The following is a 16932-nucleotide window of genomic DNA, read 5'->3' as shown; positions in this document are numbered from 1 at the left end:
ATGGACTTCAAGCGCAATATCTGGCTGCAGCGCGTGCTGACGCTCGCGGTATGCGTCTGTGTGCTCGTCATCGCCGGGCTCGCACTCTCGCCCCTCCAGCGTAAGGCCTGGGGGGATGTGCGCTCACTCCAGCCTGAGCTAAACCTCAAGGGCGTGGAAGGTGCACTGGGGCAGGGGCTGGTTGTTGGCCTGCTGGGCGGCTTCCGCACGATCATTGCGGACATGGTCTTCATCCGCGCCAATGTCTACTGGGAGAAAAAGGACCGGGCAAAGACCGAGGCTCTGATCAACCTGACGACCTCCATCGACCCGCGTCCGATGTTTTTCTGGGTGAATGGGGCCCGCATCATGGCCTATGACATTCCGATCTGGCGCATCCGCGAGGCGGGTGGGCTGGACACGGTCCCGAAGAGCATCCAGACCCAGATTTACAAGGAGCAGGCCCAGCGTGGGCTCGACCTTATGGACAAGGCGGCCGAGTACTTCCCTGGTAACCACAAGATCCCTCTGGAAAAGGCCCAGATCTACAACAACAAGCTCAACGACAAGGAAAAGGCCGCTGAGTACTTCCTCAAAGCCTACGAGACCGAGGGCGGGCCTTACTTTGCCGCGCGTATTCATGCTGAGCTGCTTCGCCAGCTGGACCGCAAGGAGGAGGCGTACAACTTTTACCGTAAGCTCTATGCCGAGCTGCCCGATGACGACCCGATGGCCAACAAGCCGGTCATCCTGGAGCGCATTCGTGAGCTGGAGAAAGAGCTGGATATCCCCGCGCTTCAGCGCCTGCCCGCGCAGCCCCAGGAGAAGTTCCTCCCCGGCTACATGCAGGAAGACCTCCCTGTCGGCGTGCAAAACCCCATCGGCACGCAGCAGGTCCCTCCCGGCGAGATCATTAACAACGCCCCGCCCGTAGGCCACAGCCACTGAGGCGAGGCGCAAGCATCTCCAACGTGCAGCCATCTGCTGCCGCAGGTACGGGCTACATTGGCCCACTAATCAATGACGCAAAGCAAGCGTTCGGGTCGGATCGCTTATCACGTTTGGCGTCTACTCAAGTCGGCCTTAACCTACAAAATCCCCGGCATCTGCGGGAGCCACAGGGAGATGGTGTGGTTGAGTGAACCGTCTTCCTGCATGGCTTCGAGAGCGGCGTTGACCTTCTTTTGAAGGCTCAGGTCGTCCTGACGCATGGCCCAGCCGAGGTGCTCGATGGTGAGGTTCTGCGGGATGGCGACGATCTCGTCCCCGGCGCGCTTGGAGGCGATCCAGAGGATGACAGGAGAGTCGTAGATGAAGAGGTCGACCTCGCCGCGCACGAGGGCGTCGGTGGCCTTGTCCGGCGTGCTGAACTCGATCGGCTTGGCGCGCTGGAAGTGGTTGTCCACGAAGTTAGCGCCGGTCGTTTCGGGGATGATCCCCGTCGGCGAGCGGGTGCTCAGGATGTTCTTGATCGAGTTGTAGCGGACTTTGTCCTCGCTGCGGACCATGGCCATCTGCCCGTACTCCAGGTAAGGCTCGGAAAAGGCGACGACGTCCTCGCGCTCGCGGGTCACGGTCATGCCCGACATGATGATGTCGATGCGCTTGTCCATCAGGGCAGGGATCTGCTCGTCCCACGGAAGCTCGACGAACTGCACGGGTCGCTTGAGCTGCTTGGCCAGCACACGGGCCAGGTCGATCTCAACACCTTCCAGCTTGTCCGCGCTCTTGAAGACCATGGGCGGGGAGTCCGGGGTGACGCCGACTTTCAGCGGAGCCACGCGGAAGGGGCTCAGGTTGGGCCGGTCGGCATCCTGCCCGAAGAGCGGAAGGGCCAGCGCGAAAAACAGAACAAAACGGAGAATGTGAGAGCGGAGGATAGTCATGCGTGCCTCGAACTATCGCCACGGAGGCCGAAAAATCCAGACAAAAAGCGGGCTGCGGGGCGTCATTTGCCGCCAGCATGGCCGTCTGTGGCTCACAGGATTTTGATTTCAAGGCTTGTGGAGCCAATGGCGTGCTTGTTAACTGCGCCCATGAAATCGGCTCCTCTGTCCCTGTTTGCGCTTCTTCTTCTCACCCCGTTTTTCGCGGTTAATGCCCTGCATGCCCAGGACGGTGATCCGGCCGGGGAGTATGCCTATACGCCGACTGGCGAGGACTGGGACGAGTGGCATGACATCAACAGCGAGGCTTGGGATAGCTTTGAGAGTTTTGACATGGAGCGTTGGCTCGGCACCTGGGATGACCAGGCCTTTCAGCTCAACCTGAGCTACGAGTCGCAGACTGTGATCTGGGGCTCTCAAGCCGCGCAGCAGTCCCTTATGCCCGAGTTTGTATGGCTCGGACCGCTGTTCGGCGGCGAGGGCTACACCTCGGTGAGCGGCATCATCCCGCTGGACTCCGGGTACAGCGACCAGATGTTTATCTACGGCGGCTGGAAGTACCACCTGACCCCCGTTATCGACATCGATATCGGCGGTAATATCGTGCTGGCCTCCAACCAGAACTACGGCCCCGGCGTGCCCACCCCGTGGGGGACCGGCTGGTCGGACCGGGGTACGGTGTACATCGGGCTGATCGCGGACTGCTTCCTGCACCCGTCCGTCTACATGGAGTACGACTTCATGCTGGACCAGAAGAACCTCATCTTTGCCATCCAGCAGGACTGGGACCTGCACGAGAAGCTGGGGCTGCCCGAGGGCTTCGTGCTGGACTTCGAATCCCGCTTTGGCTGGCTCAGTGCGAATGCCTGGCTCGGCAACGGCCGCACCCCCAACGGCGAGCAGTGGCGCAACGGCTACGTGTACTCGGAGAGCAAGCTCGACCTGATCTACAACATCACCGAGGGGCTCTCGACCTACATTGGTGTCCGCTACGCCTGGAATAATGACGGGACAGGCCCGACCGGGATCAACGGTATCGACATGGGGCCGGACAGCATGGTCTGGTTTGGGGCTGGCGTGGGTTACGAGTTTTAACCCCTCCGGGAGCGACTAAAGATTGCCTTCTACATAAGGCCCGGCCCATAGTTCCCTATGCGTCAAGTATTGGTATTTTCGATTCTGCTCTCAGCCCTGGCCTGGCTTGCCGGTTGTAAGTCTGAGGACTCTTTCCGGCACCCGCCGCCAGCGACGCTGGCTGGCAAGTGGGTCAACCCTGCCGACGGTAGTACCCTTAACTTTCAGGATAACAACCGCTTTGAGCTCCTCGTGCCCGGTGACAAGCCCCGGCACCTGACGGGCTGGGCCTACTATCCCCAGAGCGGGCACGTGAGCCTGGAGTTTGATTCGCGTCTGAGCCTGTGCTCGGGCACGACCGGTATCTACACCTACAAGCGCGACGACGGAATCCTCACGCTGAGCGCCGTTCAGGACGATTGCCCGGAGCGCAAGCAGATGGTTGATGCTACGTGGGAGCCTGAGAGTTCCGGCCTGTTCTAACGTGTAAGGAATAGGGACGGGCTGTATTTTTATGGCTCTAACGGTTGCACCGGCAGCCAAATGCCCCTAGCTTTTTTGCCAATATGGCGGATAAACCCCGGCGTAAATGGCCTAAGCGCGTCGCTATCACTCTGGCGTCGCTCCTGTTATTCTATACGGTGTTCGGCTTTTGGGGCGTGCCCCTGCTGATCCGTTTTGTCGGCCTGTCAAAGGTCAATGACACGATTGCCGGGGAGGTGAAGATCGATGCGATCTACTTCAACCCCTACTCGTACCGCCTCGTGGTCGATGATGTCAGGGGCTACACCCCGGACGGCGGGCAGGCGCTCGGCCTGACCGAGTTTCGGGCAAACTTCGACTTCCTCTCTCTCTTTCGCGAGAACCTCAGATTCGAGGAGATTTACTTCGGTGAGCCCTCGCTGGACCTCGTCATCGACAAGGACGGTAAGGTCAACATTGAGAGCGCCCTCGCCAGCCTGCAGGACCAGATGAACGAAACGCTGGAGGAGCAGGCCGAGAAGGCCAAAGAGGATGACACGCCTTTCGAGATTCCGGTGATCGAGATTGGGTCCTTTCAGGTGGAGAACGCTTCCATCGGTGCCCGTATTGAAAACCTGCAGCAGCCCTTCGAGCGCGATATCGAAAACCTGTCCTTCGTGATGAAGGATATCCGCACCTCGCCTGACCGTGACAACCCCTACCATTTCGTTTTTGACACTCAGGCGGGCGAACAGGTCGAGGTAAACGGGGCGATCCGGCTCGACCCGCTCAGCTCGGACGGCTCCATTCGCATCGACAAGATCCACCTCCCCGACTTCTACAAGCTCAGCGACGGCATGCTCGGGTTTGACCTCGCGGGTGGGGACATGAGTTTTTCCGCCGAGTATGCCTTCCGCCCCGTCCGCCAGCAGCCGGAGCTGTTTATCCAGAAGGGGCACTTCCTGCTGGATGGGCTGGAGCTGCGCCCCGCGGGCGAGGATGAGCCCTTCCAGACTCTGGAGCGCTTCGAGATGTCGGGCATCGAGGTCTACCTGTTTCGTGGTGCGGTCAGCATCGAGCGGGTAGATGTCATCAACGGCATGCTAAAGGTCGTCCGCGACAAGGCCGGTGTGCTCAACCTGATGCGCTACATGCTGCCCGAGGAGCAACAGGCTCAGCTAGAGCAGCAGGTGGCACAGGAGCAGGCCCAGGATAAGGCTAACCGGCAGTTTGTCTTCGGGCTGGTCGCCGACCAGCAGGACATCGGCCTGGCCTTTACCTCTGCCTGGCAGCAGCTTCAGGACATGGTGCAGGTGACCTGGGATCTCAAGGTCGCGACGCTCCATGTCGAGAACCAGAACCTGGTGCTGGTGGACGAGGTCCCGGCCAGCCCGGTCAACGTCACTCTCGGTGATATTAATCTGGACGTGTCCGATATGAGTAATCAGGGCACGACGCCTTTCCCCTTCGACCTTTCACTCTCGGTCAACGAGTCCGGCAAGGTCACGGCCAAGGGCACTTTTACGGCCGAGCCGCCGGGGACGGACTTCGAGTACAATGTCAGCGGCATCGACCTGAGCGTATTCTCTCCCTACGTGGAGGCTTCATCGCCCGCCGTCCTGCATAGTGCGGTGCTCGCGAACAAGGGCACGCTCAAGGCCAGCTTCCCGGAGCAGGCCCTGCCCACCGTGGAGACCCGCTTTAATGTTTCCCTCAGTGACTTTGACGCCACGGTCGGTGCGCCGCTGTATCCCGAGGGTAAATCCCTGCGGGTCAAAGCCACCCGTATGGCCAACAGCGGCCGCGTCAGTGCGAACTTCCCCGCCGATGGCGACCCGGTCGTGAGCACCCGTGCGGATGCCGCCGTGGATGGTTTTTCACTCGGGCTCGGCGATGCGGAGCCGCCCCTGAGTTGGACCAAGCTCAGCATCGCAGGCATCGACATGGCGACTCATCCGGTCAAGGCCAAGATCGACACCATCACGCTTGAGCAGTTTAAGGCTGATGTCGTCCGCGATGCGAACGGCGACCTCAACCTGCTCGCCCTCGCTCCACAGCAACCCACTGCTTCGGACAACGCTGAGGCGCCCACGGCTGAGCAGGCAGACCAGCCCGGCGAGAAGGCACCGGCGGATGCTCCGAGCGAGGCCGCCCCTGCCGCTCAGCCTGATGTCGATCTGGCAGCAGTCGGAGTGAACCGCTTTGTTTTAAAGAAAGGCACCGTCAACGTGACCGACGAGAGCGTGAAGCCTGCCTCCGCCTTTACCCTCTCCCAGATCGAGGTCGATGCCGGGCCGTTTAGCCTCGTGCCGGACGCGATGACGGACATGGACACCACGCTGACGCTGGAAAGCGGAGGAGCGGGTACCATCGCGGTCAAGGGCTCAGCTCAGCTCATGGACCCGATGGCTAACTCCACCATGACGGTGAAGCTCGACAGTGTGCCCATGGCGGGCTTCTCCGGCTACGCCGTGCAGGCCGTCGGCTCGCCCATGACGGGCGGCGCCTTTAGTGGGGAGTTCGCCTACAACATCAAGACCGACGAGCTCAAGGGCGACAACAAGATGCAGATCAAGAAGGTGCGCTTCGGGAAGCGCGTACCCGACTCTGAAGCGCCTAAGCTCCCGCTCGAGCTCGGTATCGCCGTGATGGAGAACCGCAACGGCATTATCGACCTGAATGTGCCGGTGGACGGTAGCCTCGATGACCCGCAGTTCACGCTGAACCATGTGGTGCAGACCGCCCTCGGTAACATCTTTGAAAAGGTCGTGACTGCGCCCTTCGCGCTCTTGGGCTCGGCCTTTGGTTCCAGCGGTGAAGCGCCGCCCTCGCAGGTCGCCTTTGCGCCCGGCAGCGCACTGCTACCTCCTGCCTCTGAGGAGCCGCTCACGCTGCTGGCTCAGGCGCTCTATGATCGCCCGGCCCTCGCCCTCAAGCTCGTGCCCTCCGTCGATATGGAGAAGGATGTGGCCGACTTCCGGCAGGACTTTGTCCAGGACCGCATCGGCGAGCTTGTCGCCCAGGGTGAGGATGAGGAGGACGCCATCGAAACGCTCTTTGAGCAGGCTTTCCCCGAGGGGCTACCCCCGAAGCCCGATGGCACCGAGGTCACGCTCACTCCGGGCGTGATGAAGGCCAAACTCGTCGAGGTGCAGGAAGTGCCGGATACCGCTCTGCGCGGGCTCGCCCGTCAGCGTGCGGATGAGGTCAGGGACTTTATCCTCTCCAAGCAGCAGATCGACGCTTCCCGAGTGACGGAGAATCCGCCCGATGGCGGCTTCGCCAAGGACGGGGCAAAGGTTTCCTTCGAGATCGGCGTGGCCAAGTAAGCGAGCCTGATGCATCGCTGCGGCCATGTGATTTAGCTCGCCTTGTCCTGGCTCACCCGCGACAAATCGCGCATGAGTAAACGCGGCGTAACCCCGGCGAATGAGCCCACGGTATCCGTGTGCACGTTTCCGGCTCTGCGCACATACCTGCGGTGGCGCTATTTGCTCGCAGGCGTGCTTGCCGCCGTCGCCTGTGGAGTGATTGGGGCGGTGTTTACGTGGATGCTAAGCGGGGTAGAGCACGCGGCCTACGGGTTTACAACGGGTTCCTTCGCCGAGGCGATCACGCGGGTCGAGGTGCAGCGGCGCTTCATCGTGGTGTGCGCTGCCGGGGTGTTTGTAGCCGTCGCCTGGTATCTGCTGCGCCGCTTCGGCCCCTCCATCCCCTCGGTCGCTCAGCTCTATCAGGGTAAAAAGATCCCCTTCATCTGGATGGCTGCCGACACCACGCTGCAGGTGATCAATGTCGCCTTTGGGGGCTCTATCGGCCGTGAGGGTGCTCCGCGCCAGGCGAGCGCGCTGGCTACTGCGCAGGCGGGGGCGCGGCTGGGCCTGGACACGGCGCAATGCCGCCTGTTGACGGCCTGCGCGGCAGGCGCAGGGCTGGCTGCGATTTATAATGTCCCGCTGGGCGGTACAATATTTACGCTGGAGATCATGATCGGCTGTCGCGTCCTGTGGGCCTCGAGGAAGTCGTTTTTGCCCGTGGTGGTATCCGCGCTGGCCGTGAGTTGGCTGGCCACGCTGGTGGCGAGAATGGCGGTGCCGGATCGCCCCGCGTACCTCGTGCACTGGACTACGACGGAGCCCCTGCTGCTGGTAGTTGCGCTGGTGGTTGGTCCTTTGGCCGGGGTGGCAGGCTACGGCTTTGGGCGCATCGTTGAGCGTACGAGTAAAAGCGCTCCGCAGGGACGCTCCATCCTGTGGACGATGCCGTTGTGCTACCTGCTGCTGGCCGCGCTGGCGATACCCTTTCCGCTGATCCTCGGTAACGGCCACGCACTGGCTGAGAACCTCGTACGCCGGGAGGTGCCGCTGGCTATGGTCGCCATGCTTGTGTTTGCTAAACCCATCGCCACGCTGCTCACGGTTCGCGCCGGGGCTACGGGCGGTAAGCTGACGCCCTCGCTATCGACCGGGGCTGCGCTGGGGGCCGTGATGGCGGCTGGCTGCGCACTGCTTTTCCCGGTGCATGCCGGTATGGTCGCGCTGCTCGGTGCGGGCGCGTTTCTGGCCGGCTCACTCAGAGCACCGCTGACGGCAGGCGTCCTGATCATCGAGCTGAGCGGAGCCCGCCCTGATATGTGGCCGATGGTTGCGCTGGCTGTAGCCGGTAGCTGGGCCGTGAGTGCAGCGCTGAAGCATAAAAAGCACCGGCAAGACGAGCGGCGCGATCCTCACTGCCTGGAGTAGTTTGGCAGCGAGTGAGAGAAATTTATTCATAAAAAGCGCGTAGTTGAAAATAACTACGCGCTTTTTGGTGAAGTGTTTTCTGCTGCTACTTCAACAGGGCCTTGAGGGCTTCGTCGAGTTTGTCAGCATCCTTGCCGCCACCCATCGCGAAGTCCGGCTTGCCGCCGCCCTTGCCGCCGAGTGCGGCTGTCAGATCGCGGACGATGTCGCCAGCCTTGTGGCCCTGCTTGATGGCCTCGGGGGAGCAGGTGGCCAGCACTGTGACCTTGCCGCCGAAGTCCCCGCCGAGCACGACCACGCCCTCGCCGAGCTTCTTCAGCATGTCCACGGCGAGCCCGCGCATGTCGTTCGGGTTGGCGACCTTGACGGAGGCGGCGATCCACTTGATGCCGTCCTTGTCGACCGCCTGGGAGAGCAGGTCTCCGCCCTGTGCAGCGGCCTGTTTCTGCTCCATGTTGCGGAGCTTTTTCTCCAGCTCGGTCCGTTGATCGAGCAAGGTTTGCAGGCGCTCCTCAAGCTCGTCGGGACGGCAGGAGAGCTTGCGGGAAATACTGTGCAGGCGGCTGAAGTTCTGTGAGGCCAGCTCGACCGCACTGCTTCCGCTTACGGCCTCGATACGGCGTGTGCCTGCAGAGATGGCCGACTCGGAGGTGATCTTAAACAGCCCCAGCTCGCCGGTCGCGCGCACGTGGGTGCCGCCGCAAAGCTCCTTGGAGTAGCCGCCGATATCGACCACGCGGACGATGGCGCCGTACTTCTCGCCGAAGACCGAGACGACGTCCTCGGGCTTGTCCTCCAGCGGGATCTCGTACCAGTTGACGGTGTCGTTGGCGATGATCCTGGCGTTGATCATGTCCTCGATCGCTTGCAGCTTCTCGGGGCTGAGCGCCTCGAAGTGGCTGAAATCAAAGCGCAGGTGGCCCGGCGAGACGAGCGATCCGGCCTGGCGGATGTGAGCGCCGAGCTGCTCGCGCAGGGCCCAGTCCAGCAGGTGGGTGGCGGAGTGGTTACGCTGGATCTGTCGGCGACGCTCCAGGTCGACCGTCAGGGTGGCGGGCTGCCCGATGAGCTGGTTGTAGCTGTCGGACTTCGCTGCCTTGTGGAGGACATGCCCGGCCTGGTCGGTGATTGTATCCAGGATTTCGATACGCTGGCCGCCGATCTCAGCCACGCCGGTGTCCCCGACCTGGCCGCCCATTTCTGCGTAAAAGGGTGACTGTGCGAAAATCAGGTAGCTCTCGTTTTCTCCGTCAAAGGTGCCGACGAGGTGTGTCTCGACGCCGCATACTTCGCTGCAGTTGTAGCCGACGAACTGCGTGGAGTGGACCTTTCCGCCATCCTCAAAGACCGAGATGATGTCCTTCTTCTGGGCGGCGCGCGCGCGCTGGCGCTGCTGCTCCATCTGCGACTCGAAGCCCGCGCAGTCCACGTCGAGCCCGCGCTCGCGGGCGATGATCTGCGTCAGGTCCAGCGGGAATCCATACGTGTCGTAGAGGATAAAGGCCTGCTCGCCGGTGATGCCGGTGCCGTCGAGGGTGAACTTGTCAAAGAGTTGGAGCCCGCGGTCGAGCGTGCGCTCAAAGGCCTGCTCCTCCTGACGGATGACCTTAAGGATCACTTCCTGCTGCTCCTCCAGCTCAGGGAAGAAGGGGGACATCTTCGTGACCAGCGGCTGCACCAGGTTGGCGAAGAAGCCCTTCGGCAGGTTGATGCGCTTGCCGAACATGACGGCGCGGCGCAGGATGCGGCGCAGCACGTAGTTGCGGCCTTCGTTGCCGGGCAGGATGCCGTCGGCGATGGAAAAGGAGAGGGTGCGAATGTGGTCACCCAGTACGCGGAAGATGACGTCCGTCATTTCCTGCGCTGAGAGGTCGTCGCGGTTGGCCGGGACGGTAGCGGTGTAGGTGCGCCCCGAGGCGTTGGAGATGTGGTGAAACAGATCGCCGAACAGGTCGCTGTCGTAGTTGCTCGGAGGCTTGGTGAAATCCTTAAAGCCGTCAGTGGTGGCGAAGATCCCTGCCACGCGCTCAAAGCCCATCCCGGTGTCCACGTGGGTGGCGGAGAGGGACTTGAAGGAGCCGTCGGGCTCGGCGTTGAACTGCATGAAGACGAGATTCCAGATCTCGATGCAGTACGGGCTGTCGGCGTTGACAAGCTCGCCGCCGGTGTCGCCCTTCGGAGTGAGGTCGATGTGGATCTCCGAGCACGGGCCACAGGGGCCGGTGTCGCCCATCATCCAGAAGTTGTCCTTCTTGCCGCCGGTGCGGATGTGCTTCTTCGGGTCCATGCCATCGGCCTCGAAGACTTCCTTCCAGATGTCGTAGGCTTCCTGGTCAAACTCCGCCGGGTCGCCATCGTCAGGGCGGTACACGGTGGCGTAGAGGCGCTCCTTGGGCAGGCCCCAGACATAGGTCAGCAGCTCCCAGGCCCACTCGATCGCCTCGCGCTTGAAGTAGTCCCCGAACGACCAGTTCCCGAGCATCTCGAAGAACGTGTGGTGGTACGTGTCAAAGCCGACATCCTCCAGGTCGTTGTGCTTGCCCCCGGCGCGGATACACTTCTGCGTGTCGCAGGCACGGTGGTAGGGGGCCTTTTGCTCGCCCAGAAAGTACGGGACGAACTGGTTCATCCCCGCGTTGGTGAAGAGCAGGTTGGGCGAGCTCGGCATCAACGGAGCCGAGGGCACGACCGTGTGCTCCTTCGAGGCGAAGAAGTCCAGAAAGCTCTGACGAAGTTCAGCGGAGGTCATGGGAATAAGATTTTATGAATAAACCACAGAGGGCACAGGGAGCACAGAGAGCGAAAGGGTCATTGTTTCGGAATTGTCAAAAAGAACCATTCGTCATCGAGGGACGTTAATCCTAACTCTTTCCTCAAACTGTCTCTCAAGGAACTTATGATTGGATTTGCTCGGGCTACTTTTTTATTCGCAAGGTCTAGGGCAAATTCGCGCGCCAACTTGATTTGATCTACAGAGCCGAAAACTTGTATGTCTGCGAGGGCCTGCTGAACATCGTCCGCTAGCCCGGGGACAAACCCTGATGAATTCGCGCCTCTTGTTATTTTTCTATAAACGGAGATGAGATAATTAATACGCTGCTCTCTTCTCTTGTTTTCGCGGTCGCGCCAAGCCGCAAACTGATGCGAACCAACCAAACTCAATATGCCTAAGACGGCAGAAATGATGATGGCGTAACCTTCGCTCATGGCGCTCTGTGTTCTCTGTGCCCTCTGTGGTTAAAAAATAAAGAAGTTTACAGTCGTTCGACGATGGCGTCGGCCATGGCCTTAGTGCCGACGGGGGTCTTACCGAAGGCGATGTCGCCGGTGCGCACGCCGTCCTCGACGGCCTTGCGGATGGCGGCGGAGAGGCGGTCGGCGATGGCGTCGAGGCCGAAGCTGTAGCGCAGCATCATGGCGGCGGAGAGGACCTGGGCGCAGGGGTTGGCGATGCCCTTACCGGCGATGTCCGGGGCGGTGCCACCGGCTGGCTCATAGAGGCCGTAGGGCAGGCCCTGCGAGTTGTTGTCCGTGCCGAGGCTGGCGCTGGACATCATGCCGAGCGAACCGCAGATGATGGCCATCTCGTCGCTGAGGATGTCCCCGAACATGTTTTCGGTGAAGATGACGTCGAACTGGTTCGGGTCGCGCACGAGCTGCTGGGCGGCGTTGTCCACGTAGAGGTGGCTCAGCTCGAGGTCCGGGTGGTTCTTCTTAAAGTATTCGACCACGGTCTTGCGCCAGAGGACGGAGGTTTCGAGGACGTTGGCCTTGTCCACGGAGCAGACGCGACCGCCGCGGGCCTTGGCGGTGACGGCGGCGACCTCGGCGATGCGCTCGATTTCGCTGACCTTGTAGACCATGGTGTCCACGGCCTGCACGTCGCCGTCTTCCAGCGTCGTGGTCTGCTTGGGCTGGCCAAAGTAGATGCCGCCGGTCAGCTCGCGGATGCAGACGATGTCTATCCCTTCGGGGATGCTGTCCGGGCGCAGCGGGGAGGCGTCCACCAGTTCCTTAAAGAGGAGGCCGGGGCGGATGTTGGCGAAGAGGTTAAAGGCCTTGCGGATGGGCAGCAGGGCGGCGCGCTCGGGCTGTTCCTTCGGGGGGAGGTTTTCCCACTTCGGGCCACCGACGGATCCGAAGAGGATGGCGTCTGCGCCGCGGCAGACCTCCAGCGTGCTCTCGGGCAGGGCCGTGCCGTGGTTGTCGATGGCGATGCCGCCGACGTCGGCGTGGGTGAACTCCAGGGCGATGCCCTCGGGCTTGGTGGCAGCCTCGAGCACGGCGAGGGTGGCGTCCATTACTTCAGGCCCGATGCCGTCGCCGGGCAGTACCGCAAATTTAAGTGTCTTCATGGCAAAGCGGGCCAGTAAATAGAAGAGCGCGGCGAATGAAAAGCGTTTTTCCTTTCCTCCGGGCGGTTCCCGGCGTTAATTGAGACCCGTATGCAGATACGTTCCTTCGAACTGCCGCCCATCGGGACTAACGCCATCCTTTTCGACAACGGCGAGCACGCCGTGCTTTTTGACGCACCGGCCACCGCCTGGGAGAAGATTTTACCCATCATCGAGTCGGAAAACCTGACGCTCGACGCGCTCATCCTGACGCACGGCCACTGGGACCACATGATCGACACGGCTACCTTTCAGGGGGCGAAGATCCCGGTCTGGGCCCACGAGGACGACCGGGTGTGGATCGAGGAGCCGATGCAGCAGGCCGCTTTTCTGCCGCCCGGCTTCGAGATCCCCGGCGCGAAAGTGGACCGCATCCTCAAGGCCGGTGAAAAGGTGCAACTCCTTGGGCAGGAGGCGGAAATCCGCCACGTACCCGGCCACTCGCCCGGCAATATTGCGATCTACTTCCCCGAGGAGAAGTGCTGCGTGGTCGGCGACGCGATCTTCGCGGGCAGCGTGGGCCGCCCGGACCTGCCCGGTGGCGACTGGCCGACGCTGGAGCGTTCGATCAAGACCCAGCTCTTTACCCTGCCCGACGATACGGTGATCTATCCCGGCCACGGCCCCGTCACCAGCGTCGGCTACGAAAAGAAAAACAACCCCTACGTAACAGCCTAGCCAGGGCTAGCCCTGGACCCGTGATCCTTCGGATCACCTTGGCATTTTCAGGGGAATATGCCATGAGCGCGTTTCTTTTGTCAACTGACACGAGCGTAGCATCGATAGTGAGGCTACGCGCACCCGCTTTTCAGCCATTCGGTCACGCACCGCAGCGTTACCAGATAGTGACAAATATTTCCCTCGCCACGGGACCGGGTGAAGACGTAGACCGGTAAGTTGCATGAGTATTGATCCGGCCCATACCACCTTTATGCGACGCGCGATCGCTCTGGCCAAGCGCGGTTGGGGCAAGACCCACCCGAACCCGCTGGTGGGCGCGCTCATCGTGGAGGAGGGTAAGGTCGTGGCCGAGGGCTGGCACGAGAAGGCCGGTGAGGCCCATGCCGAGGTCGCTGCCATCCGGGCGCTTGGGCGCGATCCCAAGCCCGGTGCCGTGCTCTATGTGACGCTGGAGCCTTGCTGCACAGAGGGGCGCACGCCGCCCTGCACGGAGGCCATTCGCCGTGCCGGTATCCTCAAGGTGGTAGTCGGTGCGACTGACCCGAACCCCGCCCACGCCGGGCGAGGCTACGACTACATGCGTGAGAATGGCGTGGAGGTCATTTCCGGGGTCCTGGAAAAGGACTGCGAGGACCTGAACCTGATTTTTAACCACTGGATCGTGAATCAGCGCCCGCTGGTGGCTGCCAAGATCGCCGCTACCCTCGATGGGCGCACCGCTACCCGTGAGGGGAACTCCAAGTGGATCACCGGTGAGGAGGCGCGCCGCGATGTGCACCGCTGGCGCCGCTACTTCCCGGCTATCGCCGTCGGTTCGAACACCCTGCGCACCGATAACCCCGCGCTGACCAGCCGCCTGGAGGAAACCTCCTGCCCCATCCGTTTCATTTTCGACCGCACTCTGCGCACCGTGCGCGACCCGCTGCCCCAGGTTTACTCCGACGAGTGGCGTGCGAATACCATTGTCGTGACCGATTCGGCCGACGCCCCCCGCCGCCTCAAGCTCCTCGAAAAGCAGGGCGTGGCGGTCTGGAACATGCACGCCGAGCACTTCTTCGACGCCGTGCTGGAAAAGTGCGCTCAGGCCAAGATCACCGGCCTCTATGTCGAGGGTGGCTCCAGCTTGCTGGGGCTCCTGCTTGAGGAGCACCGGATCGACTACCTCTTCGCCTACCGCGCGCCGGTCTTTCTGGCCGACCCGGAGGCCCTGCCCGCCCTGCAAGGGCTTGTTTCTACGACACTCGATGCTGCCCCCCGCCTGAAAAACATCCGCCACGCCCTTCACGGGGACGACCAGCTGATGCGCGGTCACATCGAGTATCCTACATGACGCAAAATACCACGATCTATCTTGCCACGGGCAACGCCCACAAAGTTGAAGAAATCGCCGCCATGCTGGCTGCCTCCGGGCTGCCGGTAAAGGTCGAGTCCGCCAAAGCCCTTGGCGGCATGCCCGAGGTGGACGAAAACGGCAAAACCTTTGCCGCCAACGCCCGGCTCAAGGCCGAGGCACTCGCCTCTAAGCTGCCGGAAGGCGCCTGGGCGCTGGCCGATGACAGCGGCCTGTGCGTAAACATCCTGTCCGGGGCTCCGGGTATCCTCTCCGCCCGCTATGCCGGTGTCGGCTCGACTGACGACGATAACAACCGCCGTCTGATGGACGAGCTGGCTATGGTGCCGGCCACCCGCCGGACCGCGAAGTTCGTCTGCTGCTTTGTCCTGCTCGACCGTCAGGGCCGCGAACACATCTTCACCGGTGAGTGTCCGGGCCGGATTATCCAGACCCGTCGGGGTCTGGGCGGCTTTGGCTACGATCCGCTGTTTGTGCCGGAGGGCTATGAGGAGACATTCGCGCAGCTGGGCGAGGAGGTGAAAAACTCCATCAGCCACCGCGCCCGTGCTGTTCAGGCCCTGATCGAGTGGCTGAAGGGCGACGCATAGAGGTTCTCTGGGCTTATGCAGCCCAGATCCATGCCGGGTGCAGGACTTGCCCTGCCAGGGGTAGGCAAGCAGTGCCGTAGGGGCGTCGCCCCTCAGTGTCCCGTGCGGCCACGCACATTTTGGGTTGAGCTTTAGGGGTGGGGGCGGTTTGCTTGTCGCTTTGGCCATGAAGACTTTTACGCTCACGACCGCTATTGACTACGCAAACGGCTCGCCGCACATCGGGCACGCCTATGAAAAGGTGCTCTCCGATGTTATCTGTCGGCATCGTCGCTTGCAGGGGGACGAAGTGTACTTCCTGACCGGGCTGGACGAGCACGGACAGAAGGTCCAGATGAGCGCCCGTAAGCAGGGGATCGAGCCGCAGGAGTTCTGCGACAACGTCGCCGGGCAGTTTCAGCGGCTATGCTCCGAGCTGCTCATCTCCAACGATGACTTTATCCGCACCACCGAGCCGCGCCACAAAGACGTGGTCCGGGGCATCCTGCAGCAGCTCTTCGACAAGGGTGAGATCTACCAGGCCGAGTACAGTGGCTTTTACAGCCCGCGCCAGGAGCAGTTCCTCCAGGAGAAGGACAAGGTCGACGGTAAGTGGCCGGAAATCTTCGGCGAGGTGATCGAGATCACCGAGAAGAACTACTTCTTCAAGCTGAGCCAGTATCAGGACTGGCTGATCGACTTCCTCAAGACGCAGGAGGACTTCATCTTCCCGCGCTTCCGCCAGAAGCAGGTGCTGGAGTTCCTCAAGGAGCCGCTGAACGACCTGTGCATTTCCCGCCCCAAGGAGCGCCTGGAGTGGGGCATCCCGCTACCCTTCGACGAGGACTATGTGACCTACGTTTGGTTTGATGCGCTGACGAACTACATCAGCGCACCCGGCTACGGGGACGGCACCGGCGACTTCGAAAAGCGCTGGCCGGCGGACTTCCACGTCATCGGTAAGGACATCCTCGTGCCCCCGCACGCTGTTTACTGGCCCATCATGCTCAAGGCCTCGGGCATCGAGCTGCCGCGCCACCTGCTGGTGCACGGCTGGTGGAATCTCTCCGGCCAGAAAATGTCCAAGAGCGCGGGCAACATCGTGGACCCCTTTGAGCTGGCCGAGAAGTTCGGTGCCGACTCACTGCGGTATTTCTTCATCCGCGAGATGACCGTGGGGCAGGACAGCGACTTCACGACTGAGCAGTTCCTCACCCGCTATACCGATGACCTCGGTAACGACCTCGGTAACCTCCTCTCGCGCCTGCTCAACATGGGCGGCCGCTACTGTGAGGGCGGCACCATCCCCGCCGCTACGGTGAACGAAGAGCCCGAGCAGGAGCTGCGCAAGCTCTGGAACGAAACGCACCCCGAGGTGCAGGAGCGCTTCGAGCAGTTCCAGTTCCACAACGGCCTCGACAAGACCTTCGCCTTCATCCGTGCCATCAACCGCTACGCGGAGATCCGCGCCCCCTGGAAGCTGGCCAAGTCCGAAGACCCCGCCGACAAGGCCAAGCTCGAGACCTCGCTCGCCACCATGGCCGAGGGCCTGCGCCTGGCCTGCGTGCTGCTGACGCCCGTCATGCCCGGCGTGGCCGAGAAAACGCTCGGCTTGCTCGGCACCGATGCCGTCACCGCCTACGCGGGCAACCTCGACTGGGACTACCGCCTCGAAGGCAAGACTCTCGGCGAAAAGACCATTCTCTTCCCCCGTCCGCAAAGCGAGTCGTAAATGGCCACTGAGTTACAGAGGACACTGAGAAAAAATAACTCTGTGCTCTCTGTGTCTCTGTG

Annotated in this window: 13 protein-coding genes; 9 read left to right on the top strand and 4 right to left on the bottom strand. The window is 61.9% G+C overall.

All coding sequences use genetic code 11. From position 1 onward, the window contains the following. Positions 1-927, top strand: a complete 927-nt coding sequence (locus K0V07_RS02740) for a tetratricopeptide repeat protein (RefSeq protein ID WP_220623003.1) — start codon at positions 1-3, stop codon at positions 925-927. Between the two features lie 140 nt (positions 928-1067). Here the strand turns inward: K0V07_RS02740 and K0V07_RS02735 are convergent, their stop codons facing one another. Further along, on the bottom strand, positions 1068-1865 hold the full coding sequence (locus tag K0V07_RS02735; RefSeq protein ID WP_220623002.1) for a transporter substrate-binding domain-containing protein: 798 nt from the start codon (positions 1863-1865) through the stop codon (positions 1068-1070). A 150-nt stretch (positions 1866-2015) separates the two neighbouring features. Between K0V07_RS02735 and K0V07_RS02730 the strand changes: the two genes are divergently transcribed. From K0V07_RS02730 to K0V07_RS02715, 4 genes are all read left to right on the top strand, one after another. Beyond that, positions 2016-2960, top strand: a complete 945-nt coding sequence (locus K0V07_RS02730) for a hypothetical protein (protein ID WP_220623001.1) — start codon at positions 2016-2018, stop codon at positions 2958-2960. 57 nt (positions 2961-3017) lie between these two features. After that, on the top strand, positions 3018-3422 hold the full coding sequence (locus K0V07_RS02725) for a hypothetical protein (protein WP_220623000.1): 405 nt from the start codon (positions 3018-3020) through the stop codon (positions 3420-3422). 83 nt (positions 3423-3505) lie between these two features. Next, the gene (locus tag K0V07_RS02720) at positions 3506-6730 is read left to right on the top strand and encodes a DUF748 domain-containing protein (RefSeq protein ID WP_220622999.1); all 3225 of its coding nucleotides are present in this window, start codon (positions 3506-3508) and stop codon (positions 6728-6730) included. 72 nt (positions 6731-6802) lie between these two features. Further along, entirely contained in the window at positions 6803-8143 is a 1341-nt protein-coding gene (locus tag K0V07_RS02715) for a chloride channel protein (protein WP_220622998.1), read from the top strand. A gap of 85 nt (positions 8144-8228) precedes the next feature. Here the strand turns inward: K0V07_RS02715 and alaS are convergent, their stop codons facing one another. From alaS to leuB, 3 genes are read right to left on the bottom strand one after another with little or no spacing between them, the layout of a single operon-like run. Further along, a complete protein-coding gene (alaS, locus tag K0V07_RS02710; protein WP_220622997.1) occupies positions 8229-10892 on the bottom strand; it encodes an alanine--tRNA ligase in 2664 nt (887 codons plus the stop codon). 59 nt (positions 10893-10951) lie between these two features. Further along, on the bottom strand, positions 10952-11350 hold the full coding sequence (locus tag K0V07_RS02705; protein WP_220622996.1) for a hypothetical protein: 399 nt from the start codon (positions 11348-11350) through the stop codon (positions 10952-10954). A gap of 47 nt (positions 11351-11397) precedes the next feature. After that, the gene (gene leuB / locus K0V07_RS02700; RefSeq protein ID WP_220622995.1) at positions 11398-12498 is read right to left on the bottom strand and encodes a 3-isopropylmalate dehydrogenase; all 1101 of its coding nucleotides are present in this window, start codon (positions 12496-12498) and stop codon (positions 11398-11400) included. Between the two features lie 90 nt (positions 12499-12588). On the opposite strand from leuB, the gene K0V07_RS02695 reads away from it, so the two are divergent. The 4 genes from K0V07_RS02695 to metG all read left to right on the top strand — a co-directional run bounded on the left by K0V07_RS02695 (position 12589) and on the right by metG (position 16870). Then, positions 12589-13215 carry an MBL fold metallo-hydrolase gene (locus tag K0V07_RS02695; RefSeq protein ID WP_220622994.1) on the top strand — a complete coding sequence of 209 codons (627 nt, stop codon included), beginning with the start codon at positions 12589-12591 and terminating at the stop codon, positions 13213-13215. A 223-nt stretch (positions 13216-13438) separates the two neighbouring features. After that, entirely contained in the window at positions 13439-14548 is a 1110-nt protein-coding gene (gene ribD, locus K0V07_RS02690; protein ID WP_220622993.1) for a bifunctional diaminohydroxyphosphoribosylaminopyrimidine deaminase/5-amino-6-(5-phosphoribosylamino)uracil reductase RibD, read from the top strand. Further along, positions 14545-15159, top strand: coding sequence for an RdgB/HAM1 family non-canonical purine NTP pyrophosphatase (gene rdgB, locus K0V07_RS02685; protein WP_220622992.1), 615 nt, complete (start codon positions 14545-14547; stop codon positions 15157-15159). Before ribD ends, rdgB begins: the two co-directional genes overlap by 4 nt. 166 nt (positions 15160-15325) lie before the next feature. Then, the gene (gene metG / locus K0V07_RS02680; protein ID WP_220622991.1) at positions 15326-16870 is read left to right on the top strand and encodes a methionine--tRNA ligase; all 1545 of its coding nucleotides are present in this window, start codon (positions 15326-15328) and stop codon (positions 16868-16870) included. Positions 16871-16932: the final 62 nt, after the last annotated feature.

This window comes from Ruficoccus sp. ZRK36 (assembly GCF_019603315.1).
GTDB lineage: Bacteria > Verrucomicrobiota > Verrucomicrobiia > Opitutales > Cerasicoccaceae > Ruficoccus.
This window is presented reverse-complemented; position numbering and strand designations above follow the sequence as displayed.